This is a genomic window from Streptomyces sp. NPDC017246 (assembly GCF_044331325.1).
In the GTDB taxonomy this organism is placed as follows: Bacteria; Actinomycetota; Actinomycetes; order Streptomycetales; family Streptomycetaceae; genus Streptomyces.
In genome coordinates, this window is sequence record NZ_JBIRMW010000007.1 from 249,676 (window position 1) to 275,861 (window position 26,186).

Genomic DNA, 26,186 nt, shown 5'->3' on the forward strand with positions numbered 1-26,186 from the left:
GCGTCGGGGGCCGATGCCGGGTGCGGGGGGTCCGCTGCGGGGGTGCCCGGGGTCCGGTGCCGGGGTTGTCCGAGGTCCGGGGTCCGGCGTTGCACCGACGCTAGGAGCGGACCCGCAGCGGGCGCGTCGGCCTCGGAGGCGAAGATCCGTACCGTGTCCGGCGGAGCCGCGGGGACGTCATCCGTGCGATGTACTCCCCCGGAGCGGCCCACTGGTCCCACGGGTTGATCCGCTGTCTCCCCTCTCTTGGCACACTGCACCGGTGAGCAGGTACGAAGATCTCCTCGACCGGGTGCGCGGTCCCCGGGTACGCGGTCCCCGGGCCCCCGGTCCGCCGCCCCCGCTGTCCCGCTGGGCGTGGACGGCCGACGGGCTCCTCGCCCTGGCGCTCGCGATCACGACGATCGTGGGTGATCTGAACCGCTCGTACGTGGACGTCCACCCGGATCCGGACGACGCCCCGTTCCCCGCGCCCGTTCCGCCTGCGGTCCCGGCCTTCCCGCCGGCCGCCCCACCGGCTCCGCACCCCGTGCCCGCCGTGGAGCATCTGCTTCCCCCGGTCGACGGCTGGGAGTTGCTCGTCGCCGCGCTGACCGCGCTGCCGCTGGTGCTGCGCCGGCGCTTCCCGCTGACCGTCTACTGGGTGGTGACGGTCGCGGCGGTGCTGCTGCACCGGGGCGATGTCGCCGCCGACGCGACCACGTTCACCTTCGCGTCGGGTCTCGTCGCGGCGTACAGCGCGGCGATGTACAGCCCGCACCGCGGGGCCGTCCTGTTCTCCCTCCTCGCGGGCGTGGTGCTGTACGCGGTCTTTCCGATGGTTCCCGAGGTGGACGAGGGCCTCGTGCCCCTGCTCGTCCTGCTCCCGGTCGCCCTCGCCTCGCACGGCGTCCACCTGTGGCGGCAGCGGGAGTCGGCGCTCCGTGCGGAGCGGGAGACCGAGCTGCGCAGGGCGGTGGAGGCGGAGCGGTCCCGGATCGCCCGGGAACTGCACGACGTCGTGACCCACAACGTGAGCATGATGACCATCCAGGCCGGCGCCGCGCGCACGGTCCTCGCCACCTCCCCCGAGCTGGCCCGGGAGGCGATGCTGGCGGTGGAGGCGGCGGGGCGGACCGCGATGTCGGAACTGCGCCACGTGATGGGGCTCCTCACGATGGCCGCGGACGGTCCGGAGCCGGCCACCGACGTGGCGCTCGCCCCGCAGCCGGGGCTCGACCGGCTGACGGAGCTGACCGACCGGGTGCGCTCCTCCGGGGTGCCGGTGGAGGTGGAGGTGCGGGGTGTGCCGGCCGCGCTGCCGGCGGGTGTGGATCTCGCCGCGTACCGGGTGGTGCAGGAGGCGCTGACGAACGTGGTGAGGCACGCGCCGGGCGCGCGGGTCTCGGTCACCGTGGAGTACGAGCCGGAGCTGGTCCGCGTGGAGGTGTCCGACTCGGGTGCCGAGGGGCCGGGCCCGTCCTCTTCCCGGGAGCGAGGCGCCGACCGGCGGGCGACGGAGACCGGCGGCGGTCACGGCTTGCTGGGTCTGCGGGAACGGCTCGCGATCTACGGCGGTACGCTGCGGACGGCCTGGGGCCCGGACGGCGGGTTCGTGGTCCTGGCGGCGATTCCGTGGGAGGCTCCGTGACCGACGTGCGCGGGACGAGCGACACGAGTGGCACGAGCGGGTCGTGCGACGCGCCCGGCGTGAGCGGTGCGGGCGACACGACCGGCGTGAGCGGCGCGGCCGGCTCGACCGCCGCTCCGCGTGTCGTGATCGTGGACGACCAGGCTCTGGTCCGTACGGGGTTCCGGATGATCCTCGCCGCCGACGGCATCGAGGTGGTCGCCGAGGCGGCCGACGGCGAGGCGGCGGTGGCCGCGGTGCGGCGGACCCGTCCGGACGTGGTCCTGATGGACATCCGGATGCCGGGCACCGACGGCCTGGAGGCCACCCGTCGCATCCTCGCGGACGGGACGGCGCCGCCCAGGATCGTCGTCCTCACCACCTATGACCTCGACCAGTACGTGTACGCGGCGCTCGCCGCGGGTGCGAGCGGCTTCCTGCTCAAGGACGTGACCCCTGAGCATCTGACGGCGGCGGTCCGGCTCGTCCGCTCCGGCGACGCGCTGCTCGCCCCGGCGATCACCCGCCGGCTGGTGGCGCGCTTCGCCACGTCCGGTGGGCGGGCGGCCGCCCCGCACCGCGAACTGGCCACGCTGACCCCGCGCGAGCTGGAGGTCCTCGAAGCCCTGGCGCGCGGCCACAGCAACGCCGAGCTGGCCGAGCGGTTCCGGTTGAGCGAGGCGACGGTGAAGACGCATGTCGCCCGCATCCTGTCGAAGCTCCGGTTGCGCGACCGCGCCCAGGCCGTGATCGCCGCCTACGAGACGGGTCTGATCACACCGGGGTCGGACGGTCGCGGCTCCTCCGGCCCCTTCTGATCCACCGGATCCAACAGCTCCGGCTGAGACCCGGGCCACGGCTCGAACCGGGACTCGGGTCCGTCCGGCTGCGCGGCCTCCGGGCACAGGAGGTCGCCCAACGCCGTCAGGCGGATCAGCCGGATGATCCACGGCTGGTCGCAGACGAGCCGCCAGCGAGCGTCGCGCTGTCTCGTGCGCCCGGCGCAGTGGGCGAGGAGACCGAGCCCGGTGGCGTCGCAGAACGTCAGACGCCGGATGTCGACGGTGAGGGCGTCGGACTCCCGGACGAGGGCGTCGAGCTCGGGCCGCAGATGCCGTACGAGGACGAGGTCGAGCTCGCCCCGGAGGGCGGCGACGGTGTCACCGCCGATCGAGCGGACGACGAGGTACGGGTCATGGCGGGGGATCATCTGCATCGGACGCTCCACAGGGTGGCTCCATGTGTAGCTTCGAGCGTGGCCGCCCCGCCTCGGGGAGGGACGTTTCGCCTCGGCCGCTGTCACCTGAATCGGTGAACAGTCGGGCCGTTCGATCTCGCCCGTACGCCCGAGGCCCACGTCTGCGTACGAGCGCCGCCCCTCCCTCCGCCGCCCCTCAGACGTCCAGCTCGACGTCCGTCAGGGGATACGCGACGCAGGCGTGCGCGTACCCCGAGTCCGGGTCGGAGAGCCGGAGCCGGGCCTCCTCCGCGTGGTGGACCTCGCCCTTGAGGACGCGGACGCGGCACAGACCGCACTCGCCCGAACGGCAGGCGGACTCGGGCCGGATGCCGGCGTCCTCCAGGGAGTCCAGGAGGGGACGGCCGCTCCGGGTGCGGAACACCGTGCCGCGGGCGGCGACCGTGACCTCCTCCGCCGGGTCGGCGCCGTCCGGCCAGTGCCGCTGCGCGGTGGGGTCGGCGGGAGCACCGTTGGCCTCGAAGCGGATCCGGCGGCGCGGGTGCCCGAGCCGCTCGGTGAGCTGCCCGAGGGCGTACGGGTAGAGGGCCTGCGGCCCGCACACGTACACCATCCGCCCGTCGAGGGGCCCGACGAGTTCGGTGACGAGCCCGGCGGTCAGCAGCCCCGTGGGACCGGCCCAGCGCGGGTCCGGGTCCTGGAGGACGTGGTGGACCCGGATGTGGGGACGGTCGGCGGCGAGTCCGTCGAGTTCCGCGCGGAACAGGATGTCGTCGAGGGAGCGGGAGCCGTAGAGCAGATGGAAGCGCCGGTCGAGTCCCCGGTCGGCGATCTCCCGGATCATGCTCATCGCGGGTGCGACGCCGGAGCCGCCGGCGAGGAAGACCACGTCCTCGCCGTGGAAGAGCGGGTTGTGGTGGAAGGTGCCCTGCGGGCCGGTGGTCGTCAGGGCGTGGCCGGCGGCGAGGGTGTCGAGGAGATGGCTGCTGATCCGTCCGCCGGGCACGCGGCGCACGGTCAGGTCGTAGTGGCGGAGGTCGGCGGGGCTGGAGGAGATCGCGTAGGGCCGGTTCGTCCCGTCCGCGAACACCCCCACGTACTGCCCGGCGAGGAAGGGCGGCAGGTCGGCCCCGTCCGGGCGGCGGAGCCGGAAGGTGCGGGTGCTCGGCGTCTCGTCGACGACGCGGTCGACCCGGAGGTCGAGCCGTCGCGGGTGGTAGGTGTCGACGGTGCGGCGGGTCAGGGCGGTGTGGTCGGCGACGTCCGCCGTGCGGGCCGCGATCTCGTCCCGGACGGCGTCCGCCCCGGCGAAGCGCGCGGCGAGGTGATGAGGCGTCACAGATTCTCCCAGGTCTCTTCAGGCGGCCTTGGACCGCAGCAGGCGACGGGCCACGCGCACGCCGGCTTCGAGGGTGGGCTGGAAGCCGCCCATGGCGGACCAGGATCCGGCGAGGTGGAGGCCCGGCACGTGCGGGCTCCGTTCGCTGTCGCGGAACTGCCAGCTCTCGGTGGCGTCCTGGTCGTAGCCGTAGATCGCCCCGCCGGGGTGGCCGAGATAGCGGCTCATGGTGAGCGGGGTGGCGACGTCGACCTCCTCGATCACGCCCCGGATGCCGGGGATGACGGACTCGGCCAGGTCGAGGAGCGTCTCGGCGTAGGCGAACTTCTCCCGCGCGTAGGCGGCCGGTGCGACGCCGTCCCAGGCGGAGCCGTACTGGAGGGTCATCAGGCTGACATGGGTGGCCCCGCTCGGTGCGAAGCCGATCGGCTCGACGTCGTACGAGGTGACGCAGATCCCCCGGGCGGGCTCCCGGGTGCGCCAGGAGGCGGAGGTGCGGTCGGCGTCCAGGTCGGTGTTGACGAAGGTGGTGCTCGTCGTGAAGCCGAGTTCCGCCGGGGTGGCGTCGAGACCCATGTGCAGGACGAAGCCGGAGACGCCGATCCGCCGGGTGGCGAGGTCTGCGCGGACGGCGCCGGGGATGTCGAGGCCGTCGAGCATGCCGTAGGTGAGGGGCAGGGAGGCGTTGGAGACGACATCGGACGCGCTCACCTCCTGGCCGTCGTCGAGGCGGACGCCGACGGTCTTCCCGCCCCGGGTCAGGATCGCCTCCACGGCGGTGTGGAACCGCACCTCGCCGCCGGCCTCCAGGAACGCGTCGAGGATCGCGCTCGACATCGCCTGCGAACCGCCCCGTACGTGCCAGGGCTTGAACTCCAGGTACGCGAAGAGGATCAGCGCGAGATCCTGGAAGGGCAGCCGGGACGGGGGCTGGCCGAGATAGCCCCAGTAGGAGGCGAGGACCGCCTTGAGCCGCTCGTCCTCGAAGTGATCGTCGAGGACGTCCTGCGCGGGCCGCAGACCGTGCCGGAAGAACAGGTCGTCCACCTGGTCGGCCGGGGTGCCGCGCATGGCGGCGATCTGCCAGAACGTGAGGTCGCGCACGAGGGCGAAGAACCGGTCGAGGCGGGCGCGGTTGCCCGGGAAGTGCGCCTCCAGGGTCGCGGTCGCGCCCTCCCAGTCGGCCGGCAGGGTCACGTCGAAGGAGCCGGGCACCACCGTGCGGTAGAGATCGGGCTCGCGGACCCAGGTCAGCCGGTCGCCGATGCCGAGCCCGTCGAAGAGGGGGCGCAGCGAGAACGCCTGGCCCTCGGCGCCGATGCCGGAGAGCTGGTGCAGCGCGACCTCGAACTCGAAGCGGCCGCGCCGGAAGGAGGTCGCGCAGCCGCCGGGGACGCCGTGGCGCTCGACGAGCAGGGTGCGGGCGCCGGCGCGCTGGAGGGTGGCGGCGGCGGTGAGGCCCGCGTTGCCCGCGCCGATGACGACGGCGTCGAAGTCGGCGCCGCTCACCGCTCGCCCTCGGAGGCCGCGTCGGTGGACTCCGTCCCCGCGAGGGCCTCCGCCTTGATGCGGTCGAACTGGGCGCCCATGGCGGCGGAGAGCGCCTGCGCGGCGGAGAGGGGCCGGACCATGACCATGAAGTCGTCGATCCTGCCCTCCTCGTCGAAGTGGAGGAAGTCGCAGCCGTTGATCTCCATGTCGCCGACCTTCGCGGTGAAGACCAGGGCGTGGTCGCGGCCGTCCTCGCTCCCGATCTCGCGTACGTACCGGAAGTCGGTGAAGACGCGGATGACCCCGCGCAGGATCGCGGCGGTGATGGCCTTGCCGGGGTACGGCCGGAAGGCCACCGGGCTGGTGAAGACCACGTCCTCGGCGAGCAGGGCCTCGATGGCGGCGTGGTCCCGGTTCTCGACGGCCTTACGGAACGGATGCATGGCATGGCTCCCTATGCAACTTATTGATTAGGTGCATAGGGAGCTAACCGCATCCCGGGCGCCGCGTCCAGGGGGCGCCCGGCCCGCTCACCGGCCGCCCCGACGGTGGCCGCGTACGCGGCGGCGAGCAGCGGATCGGCGGCCCGGTTCACCCACCGGGCTCAGCCCGCGAAGCGCGCCATCCACGCCTCGACCTCGGTCGAGGAGCGCGGCAGTCCGTCCGAGAGGTTCTCGTGCCCCTCCTCCGTGACGACGAGGTCGTCCTCGATGCGGACGCCGATGCCGCGCCACTCCTCGGGCACGGTCAGGTCGTCGGGCTGGAAGTACAGTCCGGGCTCGACGGTGAGCACCATGCCGGGTTCGAGGACGCCGTCGACGTACTCCTCCGTGCGGGCCTGCGCGCAGTCGTGGACGTCGAGGCCGAGCATGTGCCCGGTGCCGGCCATGGTGAAGCGGCGCTGGAGGCCGAGCTCGTACGCGCGGTCGACGGGGCCCTCGATGAAGCCCCACTCGACGAGGCGGGCGGCCAGGTGCCGCTGGGACGCCTCGTGGAAGTCGCGGTACGGGGCCCCCGGCTTCACCGCGGCCATGCCGGCTTCCTGGGCCTCGTACACCGCGTCGTACACCTGGCGCTGGACCGGGGTGAAGGTGCCGCTGACGGGGAGGGTGCGGGTGACGTCGGCGGTGTAGAGGGAGTGGGTCTCCACGCCGGCGTCGAGCAGGAGGAGTTCGCCGGGGCGGACCGGTCCGTCGTTGTCCGTCCAGTGCATGATCGTGGCGTGCTCGCCGGCGGCGCAGATGGAGCCGTAGCCGACGTGGTTGCCCTCCAGGCGGGCCCGGCGGAAGAAGGTGCCCTCGATCCACCGCTCGGAGGAGGCGACGGCCCGGGAGAGCTCGCCGACGCAGTCGGTGAAGCCGCGGACCGTGGAATCCACGGCCTTGCGCATCTCACCGATCTCCCAGGCGTCCTTGACGAGCCGGAGGTCGCTGAGCGCTCCCTCCAGTTCGATGTCGCGCTCCTCGTCGGTGGTGACGGCGGCTTCGAGGGCCGGGTCGACGCCGCGGACGATGCGGGTCGGCACACCGGAGCCGGCGGCCAGGTCCTCGGCGACGGTCCTGACGTCGCGACAGGACAGCCCGAGGACGGTCTCGGCCTCCGCGAGGGAGCGGCGGCGGCCCATCCACAGTTCGGCCGTGTAGCCGATCCAGAACTCGTCGTTGTCGCGGCTGTCGCGGGGCAGCTGGTAGCAGTAGGCGTCGTGGCCGCCGTCCGCGCGGGGTTCGAGCACGAGGGCGCCGTCGCGTGCCTGGTCACCGGTCATGTGGACATAGCCGGTGTACGGCCGGAACGGGTAGGTGTCGTCGTTGGAGCGGGTCTTGAGGTTGCCGGAGGGGATCACGAGGCGTTCGCCGGGGAAGCGCGCGGAGAGCGCCGCGCGGCGGCGGGCCGCGTACGGGGCCTGCGCGTCGGGCTCCAGCCCGTGCCGCTCGGTGTCCGCCCACCCCGACCTCATCAGGGTGGAGAGCTCCTCGGAGACGCCTTCGTAGAGGCCGTTCTTGCGACCCTTCGCCACGTCCTGCACCTTCTTCCGGATGAGTTGCGCGGCCGCCGGACGTCGGCGGCACCCGGAAGGTACTCCCCCGGGCGGGCGCCGGTTGCCGAGAACCGCCACTGGCACGAATCGGCCATCGGCGACCTCGTCCGGGTGCTCCGGGCGGAGGCGGTCGGGCTCTCACCCCGCTCCCGCGCCACCGATAATCGGCGCATGGCGAACGAGAGACTCGGCGAGGCACTTCGGCTTCTGGGGATCGGGGACGAGGGTGCCCGGGTCTACCGGACGCTGCTGGAGCTCGGGCCCGCGCCGTTGAGCGCGATCGGTTCCGCGGCCGGTCTGGAGGGCGCGCCGCTGGCGGAGGCGTACCGGGAGCTGGTCGACAGCGGTCTGGCGAGCACCGCCGAGGAGGGTTCCGACGTGGTGGCTCCGGTGCCGCCGGCCGCGGGGCTGGAGATCCTCGGGCGCCGCCGGGCGGCCGAGCTCGACGCGTCCCGGATCACCGTCGGGGGCGCGTTCGACTCGTTCCGGCGGCATCGGCTCGCCGGGTACCACGATCCGCTGGTGGAGGTGGTGACCGGGGAGGCCATCGGGCTGCGGATGCGACAGGCGTGGGCGAGCGCCCGGGAGCAGATCCGGCAGTTCGACTCGCCGCCGTACTTCCCGCTGGAGGGGGCGACGGACGACGCGCTCGCCACCCTCGCCCGCGGGGTGACGCAGCGGGTCGTGTACTCGCGGGAGTCCCTGGAGCATCCGGGGCAGCTGGAGAACTCCATCGAGCCCTGTATCGAGGCGGGCGAGCAGGCGCGGGTCCTGCCGTCGGTGCCGGTGAAGCTCCTGATCATCGACGACGCGTACGCGCTCGTCGCCCTGTCGATCAGGGAGACGGACGTGTACAACACCATGCTGGTCGTGCAGCCGTGCGGCCTGCTCTCCGCGCTGGTGGCGCTGTTCGAGCAGGCCTGGCAGAACGCGCTGCCCTTCCACGGCCGCTCGGCCCGGCCCGCCGGACTGCCGCCGGCGGACCGGCGGCTGCTCCGGCTGCTGGCGGCCGGGGCGGGCGACGACGTGATCGCCCGGGAGCTCGGGGTGAGCCGTCGTACGCTCTTCCGCCGGGTGGAGGTCCTGATGGCCCGGCTCGGTGCTACGAGCCGGTTCCAGATGGCGTTGCAGGCACAGCGCTCGGGGTGGCTGTGAGCGGCCGGGGGACGGTGGGCCGTGCGGTGCCGGTGAGCTGCTGCCACAGGTAGGTGTGCACGAGCGCGCTGTTGTGGGCGGCCTGTTCGTTGTCGCCGGCGCCCGCGTGGCCGCCGCCGGTGTTCTCGTGGAACAGGACCCGGTGGCCGAGTTCCCGCAGCCGTGCCGCCGTCTTGCGGGCGTGGCCGGGGTGGACGCGGTCGTCCCGGGTCGAGGTCATCAGGAGGACCGGCGGATAGTCCCCGTCGGCGGCGAGCCGGTGGTACGGGGAGATCGCGTGCAGGTGGGGACGGTCGGCCTCGTCGTCGGGGTCGCCGTACTCGGCGATCCAGGACGCGCCCGCGAGCAGTCTGTGGAAGCGGGTCATGTCGAGCAGGGGGACCTGGGCGACGATCGCGCCGAACAGCTCGGGGTGGCGGGTGAGCATCGCGCCCATGAGGAGCCCGCCGTTGCTGCCGCCCTTGGCGCCCAGCAGGGCCGGGGTGGTGATGCCGCGCGTGACGAGGTCCTCGGCGACGGCCGCGAAGTCCTCGAAGGCCCGGGGCCGTTCGGCGCCGAGCGCGGCCTGGTGCCAGTCGGGGCCGTACTCGCCGCCGCCGCGGATGTTCGCGATGACGTAGGTACCCCCGCGTTCCAGCCAGGCGCGGCCGGTCACCGCGCCGTAGAACGGGGTGAGGGACACCTCGAACCCGCCGTAGCCGTAGAGGAGGGCGGGGCCGGGGCCGGGTGCGGTGGTGCGGTCGGGGCCGATGACGAAGTACGGCACGCGTGTGCCGTCCCGGGAGGTCGCGAAGTGCTGGTCGACGGCGAGACCGGTGGAGTCGAAGCGGTGCGGGGCCTGTTTGAGGACCTCCGAGCCGGCGCCGATCCGCCCGAAGTGGAGGGTGGAGGGCTGGAGGAATCCCGACACGTCGAGGAAGTACTCGTCGGACTCGTCCGGGTCGGTGTCGACGACGCTGACGGCGGACAGGGCCGGTACGCCGACGAGCGGTTCGCGGGTCCACCCGCCGCCGGGGACGGGGGTGAGCACCTCGATGTGGGTGCTGACGTCGCGCATCGTCTCCAGGATGAGGTGGTTGCGGGTCCAGCTGTGCCCGGCGAGGGCGGTCCGCGGGTCCGGCGTGAACAGCACCTCGGGGGTGCGGTCGCCCGCCAGGAAGGCGTCGAAGTCGAAGGCGAGCAGCGAGCCCGTGGGCTGCCCGAGCCACGCGGACTTGAGGGTGACGATCAGATACCGCCGGTGGGCGTACGCGTTGGCGTCCTCGGGGACGTCGATGCGCACGCGCGTGCCGTCGGGCCGCAGGAGGTGGGTCTCGCTCCGGAAGAAGTCCAGCGAGCGCCCGAGGAACTCCCGCTCGAAACCGGGGGTGGCGTCGCGGTATCCCCAGGCGGCCACGTCCCCCGGCTCGCCCTCGTAGACGAGTTCGGCGTCCTCCACGGGTGTCCCGCGCCGCCAGCGGCGGACGGTGCGCGGGTAGCCGGACTCGGTCAGGGAGCCGGGACCGAGGTCCGTACCGACGAAGACCGTGTCGGCGTCGACCCATCCGATGCGCGTCTTCGCCTCGGGCAGCCGGAACCCGTCGTCGACGAACGCGCGCGTACCGAGGTCGAATTCGCGTACGACGACGGCGTCCCCGCCGTCGCGCGAGAGCCGTACGAGGGCCCGGTCGTACGCCGGCCGTCGGACGCGCGCGCCGTCCCACACCCATTTCTCGCCCTCGGCGGCGGCCAGCGCGTCGACGTCGAGGAGGGTCTCCCACTCGGGTTCGTCCTCGCGGTACCGCTCCAGGGTGGTGCGCCGCCACACCCCGCGGACATGGTCGGCGTCGCGCCAGAAGTTGTACAGGTAGGGGCCGCGCCGCACCGTGTAGGGGATGCGGTCGGAGGCGTCGAGCACCTCCCGCAGCCGCGTCTTGAGCGCCCCGAACGCGTCGTCGCCGGTGACCGCGGCGGCCGTCTCGGCGTTCCGCTCGGCCACCCACGCGAGCGCGTCGTCGCCCGAGATGTCCTCGAGCCACAGGTACGGGTCGTCGTCGCTCACGTTCCGCATGGTTCTACTTCCCGTCCTCGCGCCGCAGCTGTGCCGAAAGGTGGTGTTGGAGTTCCTGGCCGACCGCCGCCAGGTCGTGGACGAAGTCGAGCGTGTCGGCGTCCGTCAGGGTGTAGCGGCGCCGGGTGGCCTCGACGTGTTTGGCCGTGGGGGCGAGCGCGACCGTGTGGGTGGTGAGGTCGACCGCGCCGTCCTCCGCGCGGCCGACCATGATCTCCGCGATGCCGGTGGGCTGGGTGATCAGCGCCTCGATGCCGCCCTCCGGCTTGAGCCGCCACCAGCCGCTCTCCCGCGCCGCCGGACGCAGCGGGGTGCCGGCCGCGTCGATCAGCCAGGCGCGCGCCTCGTAGTGGAGGAACGGGCGCCCGTCGTGGCTGAAGGTGACCTCCTGGGCGTACGTGAACTCCTCGGCGAGCGTCGGGTACTCGCCGCGGCCCCGGCCGGTCCAGCTCCCGAGCAGCCCCGCCACCGGCGCGAGCAGCTCGTGCGGGGCGGGTGCCACGTCCGGCCGGAAGGCGTCGGGGTACGGGTACGGGCGGTCGCGGTCGGTCATGGTGCGCGCTCCTGGGTCGAGGCCTGTGCCGGAGGGCAGCTTAGGTCGTCCGCCCTCCGGCCGTGGCGCCCCGCGGGGTGTCTAGCCCCGGCTTCGTACCAGCAGGTAGAGGAAGTACGGGGTGCCGATCACCGCGGTCATGAGGCCCGCTCCGAGCTGGGCGGGGGCGATCACCGTACGGCCCACCAGGTCGGCGGTGCAGACGAGGACGGCGCCGATGAGCACCGCGACCGGGACCACGCGCGCGTGCTGCCGGCCCACGAGAGCACGGGCGGCGTGCGGGGCGACGAGCCCCACGAAGCCGATCGTGCCGGCGGCGGCGACGGCGGTCGCGCTGAGCAGAACGCTCAGCACGAGGAAGCCGAGCCGGCCGCGTCCCAGGTTCAGGCCGAGCAGCCTGGGGGTGTCCTCGTCGAGGGAGACCAGGTCGAGTTCGGTGCGCCGGGCGAACGCGACGACCACGCCGACGGCGAGGACCGCCGCGAGGGGCAGGACGTCGGTCGGGGTCCGCCCGTAGGTGGAGCCCGAGAGCCAGGTGAGCGCCTTCGTCGCGTTGAACGGGTCGGTGAGGATGATGAGGAGGCTGATCAGGGCCGAGGCCCCGGTGGCGACTCCGAAACCGACGAGGACGAGCCGGTTCTGCTGGAACCCGCCGCGCGCGGCGAGGCCGAAGACGAGGACGGAGCTGACGGCGGCGCCGGCGAAGGCCCCGCCCGCGACTCCCCACGATCCGACCATGGGCACCGTCGTCACGAGGAGGACCGCGCCGAGCGCGGCCCCGCCGGAGACGCCCAGGATGCCCGGTTCGGCGAGGGGGTTGCGGGTCACGGCCTGGACGAGGGTGCCGGCCAGGGCGAGGGCGGCGCCCGCGAACAGAGCGGCGAGGACGCGGGGGACGCGAGTGTCGAGGACGAACGTCGTCGTCTGGCCCGCCCGCCCCTGCACCCAGTTCACGACGTCGCCGAGCAGCAGCTTGGCGTCGCCGAGGAGTACGGCCGCGACGACCACGCCCACGAGGACGGCCACGAGGACGCCGGTGGTGGTGAGGAAGACGGCCCGGCTCCTGATGTGCAGCCGGTCGGGTGCGGAGGCGGCGGCCGTGTCCCGGGTCCGGGTGGCCATGACGACGAGGAAGACGGCGCCGACGAGGCTGGTGACGACGCCGGTCGGCACGCCGACCGCCACGTCCGTCGGCACGAGGGCGCGCAGGACGACGTCGGAGCCGATCACCAGGGCGGCGCCGACGAGACCGGCGACGGGCAGGCTGCCCCGCGTCCTGGTGAAGCCGCGGAACCTCCGGGCGAGCGGCCGGACGATCGCGGGGGCGCAGAGGCCGACGAAGCCGATGGGGCCCGCGAGGGTGACCGCGGCCGTGGAGAGCAGGGCGGCGAGCACGACGCCGGTGACCCTGGTGGCGCGGACGGGGACGCCGAGGCCGCGGGCCGCGTCGTCGCCGAGGGCCAGGGCGTCGACCCGGCGGGCGAGGAGGAGCAGTCCGACGAGTCCTACGACGGCGACGGGCGCCATCTTGAGGACACCGTCGAAGCCGTTCTGGGCGATGCTGCCCTGGTTCCAGTGGTAGACGCCGTCCGTCTGCTGGGGGAAGAGCAGGAGCAGGCCCTCGGTGACGGCGGTGAGGCCGAGGGTGAGGGCGCTGCCCGCGAGGACGAGCCGGACGGTGCCGGTGCCGAGGCCGGAGAGGCCGAGGACCACGGCCGCGGCGGCGAGCCCGCCGGCGAACGCGATGCCGGAGGAGGCGAGCAGGGGCAGTGAGACACCGGTGACGGTGGCCATGCCGAGGGCGAAGTAGGAGCCCGCGTTGACCGCGAGGGTGTCGGGCGAGGCGAGGACGTTGCGGCTGACGGCCTGGAGGGCGGCGCCCGCCATGCCGAGGACGGCGCCGACGAGCAGCCCGGCGGCCATCCGGGGCAGCCGGGAGGCGATGACGACGGACGCGTCGGCCTCCGAGGCCCGGCCAGTGAGCGCCTTCCACACGTCGGAGGCGCCGACCGAGGCCGTGCCCTGGGTGATGTCCACGACCGCGAGGGCGACGACGAGAAGGACGAGGGCGGCCGTCACCGGGGCCGCGCCCGTCCGGGACGTGGCCGTCGGCGGACGGGTGGCGGAGGTGGTTGCGGTGACGGCCATGGTGTTACTTCGTCAGGGCGGCGACGACGGAGTCGACGTACTTGTTCATGGAACCGGGACCGCCGAACATCCAGACGCCGTCGGGCAGACGGTGGACGTCGCCCTTCTTGACGAACGGCAGCGAGGTCCACACCTTGTCCTTGGCGAGGACGCCGGCGAAGGGGTTGCTGGAGGCGTCGCCGTCGTTGCCGATGTAGGCGAACTGCACGTCGCCGAGCTTGGTGAGGCCCTCGACGTCGGTGGCGGCGAGGCCGTAGGCCGGGTCGCCCTTCATCGTCCAGGCGTTCTTCAGGCCGAGCTTCTCGTTGACGGCGCCGATGAGGGAGCCACTGGTGTAGGGCCGGACCGAGACCTGGTTGGAGACGACGTACCCGTCGGCGAAGGCGTACCGCGCGCCGCCGAGGCCGGCGTCGGCGAGGGCCTTCCTGCCCTCGTCGAGCTTCGCCTGGAACTGCTTCTTGAGCTCCGCGGACTTGTCCGCGGTGCCGGTGGCCTTGGCGATCAGGTCGAGGTTCTCGGTCATCTGACCGATCGGGTCGGTCGCGTCGGCGGCGCGCACGTTCAGGACCGGGGCGATCTTGCGCAGCTGCTTGACGGCGGCCGGCGGCAGGTCGGTGGTCGCGAGGATGAGGTCGGGCCGCAGGGCCGCGACGGTCTCCATGCTCGGCTCGCCGCGGGTGCCGATGTCCTTGGGCTCGTTCTTCAGCGGGACGGCCGTGTCCCAGGTCTTGTAGCCCTTGACGTCGGAGACGCCCACGGGGTCGACGCCCAGCTCGACGAGGTGCTCGACGACGCTCCACTCGGTGCCGACGACCTTCTTGGCGGGGCCGTCGAGCTCCACCTTGGTGCCCGAGGCGTCGGTGAGGGTGATGCGCTCGGTGGTCTTCTCGGCGTCGTCCGCGGCGGGCTCGGTGGTGCCGCAGGCGGTGAGGGTGAGGGCCGCGGTGGTGGCGGCGGCCGCGGTGATGAGGAGGCGTCTCATGAGGTGGTGCTGAGCCTTTCGCTTCGCGAGTGGTGCCGGCCCATCGCACGGGTGCGCAGCCGGCCGGTGAGGGGATCGGTGTCGACCTCGATGCGGATGCCGTACGTGCCGGTCAGCCGTTCCGGTGTCAGGACCTCGGAGGGGCTGCCGTCGGCGACGATCCGTCCCGTGTCGAGCAGGACGATCCGGTCGGCGACGGCCGCCGCCTGGTCGAGGTCGTGGAGGACGGCGCCCACGGCGATGCCGTGGTCGTCCGCCAGGTCACGCATGAGGTCGAGGAGTTCGACCTGATAGCGCAGGTCGAGGTAGGTGGTGGGCTCGTCGAGCAGCAGGACGCCCGTCTCCTGGGCGAGGCAGCCGGCGAGCCAGACGCGCTGGAGCTGGCCGCCGGAGAGGTGCTCGGCGCCGCGCCCGGCGAGTTCGGTGACGCCCGTCATGGCGAGCGCGCGGTCGACCGCGGCCCGGCCTTCGGGGTCGGCCCGGCCCCAGCGTCCCCGGTAGGGGTAGCGGCCGAACTCGACCACGTCCCGCACCGTCAGTCCGCTGGGTGTGGGGCGGCCCTGGGTGAGCAGGGCGACATGGCGCGAGAACTCACGGGGGCTCAGCGCGAGGCCGTCGGTGGCTCCGTCGATGAGCAGCGTCGCGGTCCGCGGTCGCTGGAGCCGCGCGATCGTGCGGAGCAGCGTCGACTTGCCGCTGCCGTTCGGCCCGACGAGGACGGTCACTTCGCCGGGGCACAGCGTCATGGCGGCGTCGTGGACGACGTCGACGCCTTCGTACGCCACGGTGACACCCGTGGCCGAGAGTTCATGACCGTGGGGACGGGGAGTCGCGGCGGTCTCTTCACCTGCTTGCACGTCGCAGAGGTTAGCCTAACCTTACCGATCGGCAAAAGGGGGGCCCTGAAGCCGGCCGCAAGGTGAAATCCGGTCAAGCTCCGGCCTGGTGGCCGCACTCTCGGCAGAGGGATCTCCGTGCCGGAGCACGTCCATGCTCCGAGACACCGTTGACCCCGTGCGCGACCGCCGCTACGTTCACGCCATGTTGCGTACAGCCCTGCTCACCACGCGCGGTCACATCGACCTGCTGCGGGTGGCATCCGCCGCGTGTCCCCGCGGCTGCTGACGCCCCTCCCCCCGTCCTGACGCCTCTTCGGGCGTTCCTCGACGCCGTCCCGGGCGTTCCTCCCGCGCGGTCGCGGGCGTTCTCGTCACGCCGATCCGGGCGAACCGAAGCCCGGTCGGCCTCCTGACGCCCCGACTCCGTGCCCGCACGCCCGCTCCGTACGCGCGGCCGCCTCGTACGCACGGGCCGCTTCGTACGCTCGTCCGCTTCGTACGCGCGGCCGCTCTGCGCGCGCACCCGCCGACGGGCGTTCCCACACCTCCTCCTCCCCGGAGTTCCGCCATGGCGACCGACCTTCACCGGGCAGTGACCGTCCACGGTCTCACCCGCTCCTTCGACGGCCGCCCGGTCGTCGACGGGCTCGATCTGACCCTGCGCGCGGGCCGGTTCACCGTGCTCCTCGGCCCCGGCGGCTGCGGCAAGTCCACCCTCCTGCGGGTCCTCGCCGGGCTCGACCGGGAGGTCTCCGGCACCGTTCTGGTCCCGCGCCGCCGCGCCGTCGTCTCCGGGGCTCCGCACCTCGTCGCGTGGAAGCGCCTCTGGCGCAACGTCCTGCTCGGACTGCCGGGGAAGCCGGACCGGGCCGTGGCGGAGAAGGCCCTGGAGGAGGTCGGGCTCGGCCGTCGCTCGGGCGCCTGGCCGACATCCCTCTCCGAGGGCGAGGCCCAACAGGCCTCCCTCGCACGCGCCTTGGTACGGAACCCTGATCTGCTGCTGCTCGACGAGCCGTTCCGCGCGCTCGACGGGCCGGCCCGGGCCGGGGCCCGGCGACTGCTGACCGAGCTGTGGCAGCGACGCGGCTGCACGGTCCTGCTCGCCACCCACGACGTGGACGAGGCCCTGCTGCTCGCGGACCGCGTGCTGGTGATGCGGGACAGCGTCATCGCGTACGACACCCCCGTCGACCTCGACCGGCCCCGCTCCCCCGGCGATCCCGCGGCGGCCGCGCTCCGCACCCGCCTCCTCGCCGAACTCGACGCGGGGAAAGCAGAGTTCACCGCACAGGCGGCCTGATCGATGACATCCCCACCCGTCGTCTCCGCTCCCGGACCGGTCCCCCACACGTTCCGCTTCGCCGACACCCCCTTCGACACGTACCCGCCGCCGGCCACCACCCCGGCGCGCGGCTACGGAAAGGCCTCCTCATGAGCGTCCATCTGCACTGGTTCCTGCCGACCGGCGGCGACGGCCGGACCCTCGTCGACCGGCACGCCTACACGGACGGCGGGATCACCCGCGACCGGACCGTGTCCGGGGTGCGGGCGCCCGATGTCGACTATCTGATCCAGATCGCCAAGGCGGCCGAGCAGCTGGGCTTCGAAGCCGTACTGACCCCGACCGGGACCTGGTGCGAGGACGCCTGGCTGAGCACGGTCGCCCTCGCCCAGCACACCGAACGGCTCAAGTTCCTGGTGGCGTTCCGGCCGGGCGTGATCTCGCCGGTGCTCGCCGCCCAGATGGCCTCCACCTACCAGCGGATCACCCGGGGCCGGCTCCTCCTCAACGTCGTGACCGGCGGCGACTCGGCCGAACAGCGCCGCTTCGGCGACCACCTGGACCACGACCGGCGCTACGCCCGCACGGCCGAGTTCCTGTCGGTGGTGCGGGGCGCGTGGACCGGGCGGCCGTTCGACCACGAGGGCGAGCACTTCCGGATCGAGGGCGGACTGACGGCGCTGCCGCCGGACCCGCTGCCCGAGATCTTCTTCGGCGGTTCCTCCACCGCGGCCGGTCCGGTCGCGGCGGAGCACGCGGACGTCTATCTGACCTGGGGCGAGCCGCCCTGGCAGGTGAAGGAGAAGATCGACTGGATCCGGTCGCTCGCGGAGGAGCGCGGCCGCACGGTCCGCTTCGGGATCCGGCTGCACACGATCTCCCGCGACTCCGCGCGCGAGGCCTGGGTGACGGCCGACCGGCTGCTCTCCGACCTCGACGCCGAGACGGTCGCCGCCGCGCAGCAGGCCCTCGGCCGGAGCGAGTCGGTCGGCCAGCAGCGGATGCTGGCGCTGCACCAGGGGGGCTCCCTCGGCCGCGAGCAGCTGGAGATCTCGCCGAATCTGTGGGCGGGGGTGGGGCTCGTACGGGGCGGGGCCGGCACCGCGCTGGTCGGCAGCCATGCCGACGTCGCGGACCGGATCGAGGAGTACCACGACCTCGGCGTGGAGCACTTCGTCCTGTCCGGCTATCCGCATCTGGAGGAGGCGTACTGGTTCGGCGAGGGGGTACGGCCGGAGCTGGCGGCGCGCGGGCTGCTGGCGACGAGCCTGCCCTCCCCGCTGCTGGGCGTCCCGGCCGCGAACGGCCGCCCGGCCTCGGCCCCGGGCGGAGCGCCGCTGCTGGTACCCGGCGGCCGGTAGAAACCGCGCCCCGGGCCGCCGTCGTCGGGGGCACGGGTCGACGGCGCTCCCGCGCCCCGGACAGTCGCCGCCGGGGGCGCGGGAAGATCCGCGCCCCCGTCCCGGTTGGTAGAACCGTGAACGATTACGGGACCGAAGAGGTCGGCGAGGTCGGCGAGGTCGAGACTGTGGCAGCAGGTGAGCAGCGGCCCACGCCGCCGAACGTGGACGTCGTCGTCATCGGCGCCGGGCAGGCCGGTCTCTCGGCCGCCTTCCATCTGCGCCGCGCCGGACTCGATCCGGAGCGGGAGTTCGTCGTCCTCGACCACGCGCCCCGGCCGGGCGGTGCCTGGCAGTTCCGGTGGCCCTCGCTCACGTACGGCAAGGTCCACGGGATGTACGCCCTGCCCGGCATGGAGCTGACCGGCGCCGACCCGGCGCGTCCCTCCTCCGAGGTGATCGGCGCGTACTTCGACACCTACGAGAAGACCTTCGACCTGCGGGTCCACCGCCCCGTCGACGTCACCGCCGTCCGCGAGGGCGACGGCGGGCGGCTGCTCGTCGAGACCTCCGAGGGCGCGTACGCCACGCGCGCCCTGATCAACGCCACCGGCACCTGGGACCGCCCCTTCTGGCCCCGCTACCCCGGCCAGGAGACCTTCCGGGGGCTCCAGCTGCACACCGCCGGTTACCCGGGCCCGGCGGAGTTCGCCGGGAAGCGGGTCCTGGTGGTGGGCGGCGGGGCCTCGGGCACCCAGCACCTCATGGAGATCGCGGACGTCGCCGCCGAGACGTTCTGGGTGACCCGCCGGGAGCCCGTCTTCCGCGAGGGATCCTTCGGGGAGGCGGAGGGCCGGGCGGCCGTCGCGCTCGTCGAGGAGCGGGTACGGCGGGGACTCCCTCCGCAGAGCGTCGTCTCGGTCACCGGGCTCCCCGTCAACGACGCGATCCGCTCGGCACGCGCGCGCGGAGTCCTGGACCGGCTGCCGATGTTCGACCGGATCACCCCGGCCGGGGTGGCCTGGGCCGACGGCCGGACCGTCGACGTGGACGTCATCCTCTGGGCCACCGGCTTCCGGGCGGCGATCGACCATCTGACCCCGCTGCGCCTGCGGGAGCCCGGCGGCGGCATCCGTGTCGAGGGGACGCGCGCGGTACGGGACGAGCGCGTCCATCTCGTCGGGTACGGCCCCTCCGCCTCGACGATCGGCGCCAACCGGGCCGGCCGGGCGGCCGTCTCCGACATCCGCAGCCTGCTCCGCCGCACCCCGGCTCCCGGCCTCTCGGCCGCGTGAAGGACCCCCTGGGGGGCTAGGGTCTGTCGTCACATTCCCGTCTGCCCTGCGGGTCAATACACCTAGGGCGTCGCCGCGCTCCGGTTGGCGTTGAACTCGGCCACGTTCTCCTGGTGGGTCGCGTAGTCCGCCGTGAAGCGGGTGTCCCCCGGGGTGACCGTGACGAAGTAGAGCCAGTCGCCGTCCGCCGGGCGGATCACCGCGTCGAGGGCCTGGTCCCCCGGGTTGCCGATGGGCGTCGGCGGCAGGCCCTTCCGCTCGTACGTGTTGTACGGGCTCTTCGTCCGCGTCTCCTCGTACGTGGTGTCGACGGTGCTGCGGCCGAGTGCGTAGTTGAGGGTCGAGTCCATCTGGAGGGCCATGCCCCGGGCGAGCCGGTTGTGGACGACCCGGGCGACCTTGGCCATGTCCTCCGGGTTGTCGGCCTCGGCCTGGACGATGCTGGCCGCGATCACCGTCTCGTACACGCTCATTCCGCGCGCCTTCGCCCCCTCGGCGATCCGGGCGGCCCCGAAGCGCTTGCCGGCCGTGTCGACCATGAAGCGGAGCAGATCCTCGGGGGTGGTGGCGCCGAGGACGGGATAGGTCGCGGGGAAGAGGTACCCCTCGGGGTTGCCTCCGGCCGCCGCGGGGAGCGGGAGGGCGGTGCCGGGCGCCGTCGCGGTCTTCCGCGCGGTCCCCTCGGGCAGGCCGAGTGCCCGGTCGACGGCCGTGTAGACCTGGCCGGCCCGCCAGCCTTCGGGGACGAGCAGCGGCCTGGGCTGTTCGGCGGCCGGTTCGTCCCGTGCCGCCAGCAGCGGGACGGTGATCCCGGCGGCCACGGCGAGGACCGCTCCGAGCAGGAGGGCCAGCCGGCCGCGCCGGGTGAGCCGCGGACGGCGGGAAGGCCGGAGGGCCCCGGGGAGGGACGGGCGTCGGGGGCGGCGGCGTGGGGGTGCGTACGGTGACGGCGGCCGGTGCGTCATGGCCGCACGCTAACCCGCCGCGTCCGCGAATCCCGGCATCCCGGGCACGCGGCGGCGCCGCCGGCTCCCTGGGACGGGGAACCGACGGCGCCGGGGAACTGCGATCGTCAGACGAGCCAGCCCAGGAAGTGGAGGACGCCGGCGAGCAGATCGGTGATGACGTTCATGGTGGTGCTTCTCCTCGTACAGGTACATCAGTGGGACTGATGCGTCATTGGGACCGCGCGGTCACGGTCTGCAGCCCGTCGTTCGCGCACCGCAATCATCCGACGCCGTACGGGGGTCGGGCAACGGATCAGGGAACGATCACACGTTCTGGGGAACAACCGATCCCGCGTTCGCCTGTTCGGCATCCGCGGTGGCGCGCACGGCGCTGCGGGCGTCCCGCCGGACCAGGGCCGCGTACCGCCCGTCCTGGGCCAGCAGCTCCTCGTGCGTCCCGCGCTCCGCGATCCGCCCCGCCTCCAGGACGACGATCTGGTCGGCGTCGCGGACGGTGGAGAGCCGGTGGGCGATGGTGATGGTGGTGCGGCCTGCCGACAGGGCGTCGATGGCCTGCTGCACGGCGTGCTCCGTGCGGGTGTCGAGGGCGCTGGTCGCCTCGTCGAGGATCAGTACGGGCGGGTCGCGCAGGATGGTGCGGGCGATGGCAAGGCGCTGCTTCTCACCGCCCGAGAAGCGGTAGCCGCGCTCGCCGACCAGGGTGTCGTACCCCTCGGGGAGCGAGGCGATGTGCTCGTGGATCTGGGCGGCGCGCGCGGCGGCCTCGATCTCCTCGTCGGTGGCGTCCGGCTTGGCGAAGCGGAGGTTGTCCGCGACGGAGGCGTGGAAGAGGTACGTCTCCTGGGAGACGACGCCGACCGCGCGGGCGAGGGTGTCGAAGTCGAGGTCCCGCACGTCGACCCCGTCGAGGGTGACGCGGCCGTCGGTGACGTCGTACAGCCGGGGCACCAGGTAGCTGAGGGTGGACTTGCCGGAGCCGGTGGGTCCCACGACGGCGAGGCTGCCCCCGGCGGGGACGGTCAGGTCGACGGCGTCGAGGGTCGGGCGGCCCTCGCCCTCGGGGTCGTAGCGGAACACGACCTTCTCGAAGGCGACCTCGCCGCGCACCTCGGGGAGCCGGACCGGCTCGGCGGGCTCGGTGATGTCCACGGGCAGGTCGAGGTATTCGAAGATGCGCTGGAAGAGCGCGAGGGACGTCTGCATCTGCACACCGGTGGAGAGCAGGCTGACGGCGGGCCGGAAGAGGCCCTGCTGGAGCGAGACGAAGGCGACGAGCGTGCCGAGGGAGATCTCGGACCCGCCCGAGCCGAGGGCGATGCCGGCGGCCCAGTAGATCAGGGCGGGCATGGCGGCCATGACGATGCCGATGGTGGACATCCGCCACCGTCCGGCCATGGAGGAGCGCACTTCGAGGTCGACGAGGCGCTCGGACTCCTCGGCGAAGGACCTGGTCAGCGAGTCGGCGCGGCCCATGGTGCGGCCGAGGAGGATGCCGCTGACCGAGAGGGACTCGGTGACGGTCGCGGCCATGGCGGCCATCTGCTTCTGGCGCTGGGTGGTGATCCGCTTGCGCTCCCGGCCGACCCGCCGGCTGATCCAGACGAAGACGGGCAGCAGAAGCAGGGAGACGACGGTGAGGCGCCAGTCGAGGGCGAGCATGGCGACCACGGTCGCGACGACGGCGGTGAGGTTGGAGACGAGGGAGGTGGCGGTGGAGGTCACCGTCGCCTGCATGCCGCCGATGTCGTTGGCGATACGGGACTGGACCTCGCCGGTGCGGGTGCGGGTGAAGAACGCGAGCGGCATCCGCTGGAGCTGCTCGTAGACCCCGGTGCGCAGGTCGTGCATGACGCGCTGGCCGACGGTGGTGGAGATCAGGGTCTGGAGCACGCCGAAGACGCTGGTCAGCACGGCGGTGGCGATCATGCCGAGGGCGAGCAGGCTGAGCAGCCCGGTGCGCCCCTGGGGGATCGCGGTGTCGAGGATCTCCTTGAGCAGGAAGGGCGAGGCGACCGTGACGAGCGAGGCGGCGCCGACCAGGAGGCCGACGAGCGCCAGGCGCGCGCGGTAGGGGTGGAAGAGCCGCAGGATGCGCCGCAGCTGCGCGGGCTCCTTCGGCTGGGCGGAGTCGCGGGGCGGGGGCGTCCAGTCGGACTGGTCGTGGGGGCGCATGGGCTCCTTCGAGTCTTCGACGATACCGATCAGAGCATAGCTCATTGTTACCTATGCTCACAATGAACCAGGTCCTGATATTGTTCCCGTATGAGCACCTCCGCCGTCCCGACCGGACCCGGCCGTTCGAGGGAACCCGACGCCGACGGCCTCCTCGCCGAGCAGCTGCTGCGCCTCACCCGCCGTCTGCACCGCATCCAGAAGCGCCATCTGGAACCGGTCGGCATCACTCCGGCCCAGTCACGCCTGCTGCGCACGGTCGCGCACTTCGGGGACCCGCCCCGGATGGCCGACCTCGCGGCCCGGCTGGAGGTCGTCCCCCGCGCGGTGACCAGTCTCGTCGACGGCCTGGAGGCCGTCGACCGGGTGCGCCGGGTGCCCGACCCGAGCAACCGCCGGGTGGTGCGGATCGAGCTCACCGACGCCGGCCGCGCCACGCTGCGGGAACTGCGCAGCGCGCGCCGGGCCGCCGCAGAGGACATCCTTGCTCCATTGACCGCCGCACAGCGCGAGGTGCTCGGAGGTCTGCTGTCCGCCCTGGTCGACCCCGGCCCGGAGGGCGGCTGCTGACCCCTCGGGCACGGGGACGCGCCGAAGGGGAGCCGTGACATGCCGTTGTTCGAGCCGAACCCGCAGGCCCTTCGCCCCGGTACGAAGCGGAGTCCGGCCCCGGACCGCGTGCCGGAGCTCCGGGCCCGGGGCACGCCGAGGCGGCTGCGCGAGGAGCTCACCGAGCTCCTCGGCCCGGAGAAGGTCCTCTCCGGGATCTCCGACCTCGTCCGGTACGCCTCGGACGCCAGCCCTTACCGCTTCGTCCCGCAGGTCGTCGTGGTCGCCGAGGACATCGACGACATCTCCACCATCCTGTCGTACGCGCACGGCAAGGGCCGCGAGGTGGTCTTCAGGGCCGCCGGGACCAGCCTCAACGGACAGGCGCAGGGCGAGGACATCCTGGTCGACGTGCGCCGCCACTGGGTGGGCGTCGAGGTCCTGGACGGCGGCGCGCGCGCCCGTATCCGCCCCGGCACCACCGTCGTCCGGGCCAATGCCGCGCTCGCCCCGCACGGGCGGGTGCTGGGGCCCGATCCGGCCAGCGCGATCGCCTGCACCATCGGCGGGGTCGTCGCCAACAACGCCTCCGGCATGACGGCCGGAACCACCAGGAACTCGTACCGGACCGTCTCCTCGCTCACCTTCGTCCTGCCGAGCGGGACGGTGGTCGACACCGCCGACCCGGGCGCCGACGAGGAGCTCGCGCACGCCGAGCCGAGGCTGTGCGCGGAGCTGATGGCCCTCAAGGCGGAGATCGAGGCGGACGCCGGACTGACCGCCCGGATCCGGGCCAAGTACGCCATCAAGAACACCAACGGCTACCGGCTCGACGCCTTCCTCGACGGTGACACCCCGGTGCGGATCCTGCGGGGTCTCATGGTCGGCTCCGAGGGCACCTTCGGTTTCATCTCGGAGGTCGTCTTCGACACGCTGCCGCTGGACCGCGAGGTCTCCACGGCCCTGCTCTTCTTCCCCTCGCTGCCGGCCGCGGCGGAGGCCGTGCCCCGGTTCAACGAGGCCGGGGCGCTGGCCGTCGAGCTGATGGACGGCAACACGCTGCGGGCCTCGGTGAGTGTGGCGGGAGTGCCCGCGGACTGGGCGGAGCTGCCCAAGGAGACGGCGGCGCTCCTGGTGGAGTTCCGGGCGCCGGACGCCGCGGCGCGGAAGGCGTACGAGCGGGCGGCGGAGAACGTCCTCGCCGGGCTCGACCTGGTGGCCCCGGTGGCCTCCGTGGAGAACGCGTTCACCCGGGACCCGGGGAGGATCGCCGGGTACTGGAAGGCCCGCAAGGCGTTCGTGACGGCGGTCGGCGGCTCGCGCCCCTCCGGCACGACCCTGATCACCGAGGACTTCGCGGTGCCCCCCAGCCGGCTCGCGGAGGCCTGCGCGGCGCTGCTCGACCTCCAGTCCCGGCACGGTTTCGACGCGGCCGTCGCCGGTCACGCGGCCCACGGCAACCTCCACTTCCTGCTGGCCTTCGACGCGGGCGACCCCTCGGACGTCGAGCGGTACGCGGGCTTCATGGACGAGTTCTGCAAGCTGACCGTGGAGCGTTTCGACGGCTCGCTGAAGGCGGAGCACGCCACCGGCCGGAACATCGCCCCCTTCCTGGAGCTGGAGTGGGGGACGAAGGCGACCGATCTGATGTGGCGGGTCAAGGAGGCCATCGACCCCGACGGGGTGCTCGCGCCCCGGATCGTCCTGGACCGCGACCCGCACGCTCATCTGCGGGGCCTGAAGACGATTCCGTCCGTGGAGCGGATCGCCGATCCCTGCATCGAGTGCGGCTTCTGCGAACCGACCTGCCCCAGCCACGACCTGACGACCACTCCGCGTCAGCGGATCGTGCTGCGCCGGGAGATGATGCGGCAGAACGACGGCTCACCGGTCGAGACCCGCCTCCTGGAGTCGTACGGCTACGACGCCGTCGACACCTGCGCCGGGGACTCCACCTGCAAGCTGGCCTGCCCGGTCGGCATCGACACGGGCGCGCTGATGCAGGACTTCCGGCACGAGCGGCACACCTCGCGCGAGGAGCGGGTCGCCGCCCTGGCCGCGAAGAACTTCCGGGCGGCGGAGGCCTCCGCGCGGCTCGCGGTCGCCGCGGCGGACCGGATCGGCGACCGGGTCCTGAAGTCGGTGACGGGCCTGGCCCGCCGGGCGATCAGCACCGATCTCGTACCGGAGTGGCTGCCGCAGATCCCGGGGGCGGCGCCGCGGCGACTGCCTCGCACCCACCGTCCGGCAGCCGTCGCCGTCTACTACCCGGCCTGTGTGAACCGCATCTTCGGCAATCCCGACGGCGCGCGCGGACCCTCGCTCCCCGAGGCGGTGGTCGCCCTGTCCGCGCGGGCGGGCAAGCCGGTGTGGATCCCGGACGACGTGGCCGGAACGTGCTGCGCGACGATCTGGCACTCCAAGGGGTACCGGCGCGGCAACGAGGTGATGGCGAACCGGATCGTCGAGGCGGCCTGGGGATGGACGGCGGGCGGGACGCTGCCGCTCGTGGTGGACGCCTCGTCGTGCACGCTGGGCATCGCGCACGAGGTGGTGCCGTACCTGACGGACGACAACCGGGAGCTGCACGCCCAGATGACGGTGGTCGACTCGCTGGTGTGGGCGGCGGACGAGCTGCTGCCCCGGCTGGAGGTCCGGCGCAGGGTCACCTCGGCCGTGGTCCATCCGACCTGCTCGATGCGGCACCTGGGCGACGAGGAGAAGCTGACGGAGCTCGCCCGGGCCTGTGCGGAGGAGGTCGTCGTCCCCGCCGACGCGGGGTGCTGCGCCTTCGCGGGCGACCGGGGGATGCTGCACCCGGAGCTGACGGCCGCGGCGACCGCCCGTGAGGCGGCCGAGGTCACGGCGCGGTCCTTCGACGCGCATCTCTCGGCCAATCGCATGTGCGAGATCGGGCTGGACCGGGCGACCGGCCGGAGCTACGGATCGGTGCTCCTCGCCCTGGAGCACGCGACACGCCCCTGATCACCCGTCAAACCCCCGCTGAAGCGGCGGACCAGGGCCCCTCACCCCGTGTGGTGAGGGGCCTTTCGCCTGTTCGGGTGACGGTGCGTGTCCGGTACGGCTCGACGCGAGATCCGGAACAGTAAAGTCCAACTACCCGTCGCGAGAGTCCTATCGGCGCCCTTGCGCACCGTCGGTCACCGGGGCCAGGGTC

At 73.2% G+C, this 26,186-nt stretch carries 22 protein-coding genes; 10 read left to right on the plus strand and 12 right to left on the minus strand.

The features are described 5' to 3' along the window. Positions 1 to 262: 262 nt before the first annotated feature. Positions 263 to 1,630, plus strand: a complete 1,368-nt coding sequence (locus ACH4MY_RS18700; protein ID WP_398004311.1) for a sensor histidine kinase — start codon at positions 263 to 265, stop codon at positions 1,628 to 1,630. Between the two features lie 59 nt (positions 1,631 to 1,689). Then, positions 1,690 to 2,427, plus strand: a complete 738-nt coding sequence (locus ACH4MY_RS18705) for a response regulator (protein WP_398004636.1) — start codon at positions 1,690 to 1,692, stop codon at positions 2,425 to 2,427. Here ACH4MY_RS18705 and ACH4MY_RS18710 read toward each other — a convergent pair. From ACH4MY_RS18710 to ACH4MY_RS18730, 5 genes are all read right to left on the minus strand, one after another. Then, positions 2,367 to 2,825, minus strand: a complete 459-nt coding sequence (locus ACH4MY_RS18710; protein ID WP_398004313.1) for an STAS domain-containing protein — start codon at positions 2,823 to 2,825, stop codon at positions 2,367 to 2,369. The genes ACH4MY_RS18705 and ACH4MY_RS18710 overlap by 61 nt on opposite strands. 178 nt (positions 2,826 to 3,003) lie before the next feature. Beyond that, positions 3,004 to 4,146 (minus strand): FAD-binding oxidoreductase, encoded by a 1,143-nt coding sequence (locus tag ACH4MY_RS18715; RefSeq protein WP_398004315.1) that lies wholly within the window; start codon positions 4,144 to 4,146, stop codon positions 3,004 to 3,006. Between the two features lie 18 nt (positions 4,147 to 4,164). Continuing rightward, complete coding sequence (locus tag ACH4MY_RS18720; protein ID WP_398004317.1) at positions 4,165 to 5,655, minus strand: phytoene desaturase family protein; 1,491 nt, start codon at positions 5,653 to 5,655, stop codon at positions 4,165 to 4,167. Further along, entirely contained in the window at positions 5,652 to 6,080 is a 429-nt protein-coding gene (locus ACH4MY_RS18725; RefSeq protein ID WP_398004319.1) for a nuclear transport factor 2 family protein, read from the minus strand. The genes ACH4MY_RS18720 and ACH4MY_RS18725 overlap by 4 nt, the downstream gene beginning before the upstream one ends. A 161-nt stretch (positions 6,081 to 6,241) precedes the next feature. Continuing rightward, a complete protein-coding gene (locus tag ACH4MY_RS18730; protein ID WP_398004321.1) occupies positions 6,242 to 7,654 on the minus strand; it encodes an aminopeptidase P family protein in 1,413 nt (470 codons plus the stop codon). Positions 7,655 to 7,846: 192 nt separating this feature from the next. Between ACH4MY_RS18730 and ACH4MY_RS18735 the strand changes: the two genes are divergently transcribed. Further along, positions 7,847 to 8,830: a LuxR family transcriptional regulator gene (locus ACH4MY_RS18735; protein ID WP_398004323.1), complete on the plus strand. Its 984-nt coding sequence runs from the start codon at positions 7,847 to 7,849 to the stop codon at positions 8,828 to 8,830. On the opposite strand, the gene ACH4MY_RS18740 is transcribed toward ACH4MY_RS18735, so the two are convergent. The 5 genes from ACH4MY_RS18740 to ACH4MY_RS18760 all read right to left on the minus strand — a co-directional run bounded on the left by ACH4MY_RS18740 (position 8,778) and on the right by ACH4MY_RS18760 (position 15,420). Continuing rightward, positions 8,778 to 10,880 carry a prolyl oligopeptidase family protein gene (locus ACH4MY_RS18740; RefSeq protein WP_398004325.1) on the minus strand — a complete coding sequence of 701 codons (2,103 nt, stop codon included), beginning with the start codon at positions 10,878 to 10,880 and terminating at the stop codon, positions 8,778 to 8,780. The genes ACH4MY_RS18735 and ACH4MY_RS18740 overlap by 53 nt on opposite strands. A gap of 4 nt (positions 10,881 to 10,884) precedes the next feature. Beyond that, a complete protein-coding gene (locus ACH4MY_RS18745; RefSeq protein ID WP_398004327.1) occupies positions 10,885 to 11,433 on the minus strand; it encodes an FABP family protein in 549 nt (182 codons plus the stop codon). An 81-nt stretch (positions 11,434 to 11,514) separates the two neighbouring features. Continuing rightward, positions 11,515 to 13,581, minus strand: coding sequence for an iron ABC transporter permease (locus ACH4MY_RS18750; protein ID WP_398004329.1), 2,067 nt, complete (start codon positions 13,579 to 13,581; stop codon positions 11,515 to 11,517). 4 nt (positions 13,582 to 13,585) lie between these two features. Then, positions 13,586 to 14,563 (minus strand): iron-siderophore ABC transporter substrate-binding protein, encoded by a 978-nt coding sequence (locus ACH4MY_RS18755; RefSeq protein WP_398004331.1) that lies wholly within the window; start codon positions 14,561 to 14,563, stop codon positions 13,586 to 13,588. Then, positions 14,560 to 15,420 (minus strand): ABC transporter ATP-binding protein, encoded by an 861-nt coding sequence (locus ACH4MY_RS18760; protein WP_398004333.1) that lies wholly within the window; start codon positions 15,418 to 15,420, stop codon positions 14,560 to 14,562. The genes ACH4MY_RS18755 and ACH4MY_RS18760 overlap by 4 nt, the downstream gene beginning before the upstream one ends. A 184-nt stretch (positions 15,421 to 15,604) precedes the next feature. Here ACH4MY_RS18760 and ACH4MY_RS18765 point away from each other — a divergent pair, with 184 nt between their 5' ends. The 5 genes from ACH4MY_RS18765 (at position 15,605) to ACH4MY_RS18785 (ending at position 19,319) form a co-directional block, all read left to right on the plus strand. Then, positions 15,605 to 15,688 carry a putative leader peptide gene (locus ACH4MY_RS18765; protein WP_356842044.1) on the plus strand — a complete coding sequence of 28 codons (84 nt, stop codon included), beginning with the start codon at positions 15,605 to 15,607 and terminating at the stop codon, positions 15,686 to 15,688. 282 nt (positions 15,689 to 15,970) lie between these two features. Next, positions 15,971 to 16,702: an ABC transporter ATP-binding protein gene (locus ACH4MY_RS18770; protein ID WP_398004335.1), complete on the plus strand. Its 732-nt coding sequence runs from the start codon at positions 15,971 to 15,973 to the stop codon at positions 16,700 to 16,702. 3 nt (positions 16,703 to 16,705) lie between these two features. Continuing rightward, complete coding sequence (locus ACH4MY_RS18775; protein WP_398004337.1) at positions 16,706 to 16,837, plus strand: hypothetical protein; 132 nt, start codon at positions 16,706 to 16,708, stop codon at positions 16,835 to 16,837. Further along, the gene (locus ACH4MY_RS18780) at positions 16,834 to 18,045 is read left to right on the plus strand and encodes an LLM class flavin-dependent oxidoreductase (protein WP_398004339.1); all 1,212 of its coding nucleotides are present in this window, start codon (positions 16,834 to 16,836) and stop codon (positions 18,043 to 18,045) included. The genes ACH4MY_RS18775 and ACH4MY_RS18780 overlap by 4 nt, the downstream gene beginning before the upstream one ends. Positions 18,046 to 18,248: 203 nt before the next feature. Beyond that, a complete protein-coding gene (locus ACH4MY_RS18785; RefSeq protein ID WP_398004638.1) occupies positions 18,249 to 19,319 on the plus strand; it encodes an NAD(P)-binding domain-containing protein in 1,071 nt (356 codons plus the stop codon). 62 nt (positions 19,320 to 19,381) lie between these two features. Here the strand turns inward: ACH4MY_RS18785 and mltG are convergent, their stop codons facing one another. After that, on the minus strand, positions 19,382 to 20,284 hold the full coding sequence (gene mltG, locus ACH4MY_RS18790; protein ID WP_398004341.1) for an endolytic transglycosylase MltG: 903 nt from the start codon (positions 20,282 to 20,284) through the stop codon (positions 19,382 to 19,384). Positions 20,285 to 20,590: 306 nt separating this feature from the next. Further along, positions 20,591 to 22,459, minus strand: a complete 1,869-nt coding sequence (locus tag ACH4MY_RS18795) for an ABC transporter ATP-binding protein (RefSeq protein WP_398004640.1) — start codon at positions 22,457 to 22,459, stop codon at positions 20,591 to 20,593. Between the two features lie 90 nt (positions 22,460 to 22,549). Here ACH4MY_RS18795 and ACH4MY_RS18800 point away from each other — a divergent pair, with 90 nt between their 5' ends. Next, entirely contained in the window at positions 22,550 to 23,029 is a 480-nt protein-coding gene (locus tag ACH4MY_RS18800; RefSeq protein WP_398004343.1) for a MarR family winged helix-turn-helix transcriptional regulator, read from the plus strand. Between the two features lie 39 nt (positions 23,030 to 23,068). Beyond that, positions 23,069 to 25,993, plus strand: coding sequence for an FAD-binding and (Fe-S)-binding domain-containing protein (locus tag ACH4MY_RS18805; protein ID WP_398004345.1), 2,925 nt, complete (start codon positions 23,069 to 23,071; stop codon positions 25,991 to 25,993). Positions 25,994 to 26,186: the final 193 nt, after the last annotated feature.